At 41.9% G+C, this 575-nt stretch carries 1 protein-coding gene; it reads right to left on the bottom strand.

Going from position 1 to position 575, the window contains the following annotated elements; genetic code table 11:
- Positions 1–575: PD-(D/E)XK nuclease family transposase (locus tag WKI42_RS10615; RefSeq protein WP_368081905.1), on the bottom strand; the 575-nt coding region annotated here is incomplete at both ends.

Below are 575 nucleotides of genomic sequence, written 5' to 3'. Positions count from 1 at the left end.
GACCAGCTCTTGTAGTCCAGCAGTTGATCTGCCTGGCTGATGGCTCGCTCGGGTTCTTGGGTAAAGGGCTTGTTGCCGAAAAACTCCAACCACGGTTTGCGAACCTCATCTTTGCTGGTTTCTCTGTATTTTTTTAATTCCAAGAATGCCATCTTGACCAGATGGTTTTCTTGTCCATTGTTTGTGATAGTTAAGACCTCACCTGTCGTATCCTCTCGCATGCTAAAGCTGTGAAAGGCCAAGTCATCTGAGAAATAATTACTATCCACAATAGCTATTGCGTAAACAGGTGCTATGTGTTTGTAACTCTGATGGGTATCACCTTCTCGTTGACGAATTTTTTCAAGATTCTGATTGACCTGACTGCAAAGGTAAGCCCACAAACGATTGATGAAAAAATTCTGATGATGAACTTGAATTTCAATAATTACCTGGGTTCCATTATCTAGTTCAGCCAAAACATCTATACTGGTATAGAAATCTTGCGCTGAGTAAGGCAGGGAAGGTAATACATGAATATTGCTCCCCTCTAAAATGGTCACATTTTTGGCTGGCAAGTCCAGCATATCGCGAAT

It is taken from the genome of Streptococcus pseudopneumoniae (assembly GCF_038148935.1).
Lineage (GTDB): Bacteria > Bacillota > Bacilli > Lactobacillales > Streptococcaceae > Streptococcus > Streptococcus pseudopneumoniae_U.
This window is presented reverse-complemented; position numbering and strand designations above follow the sequence as displayed.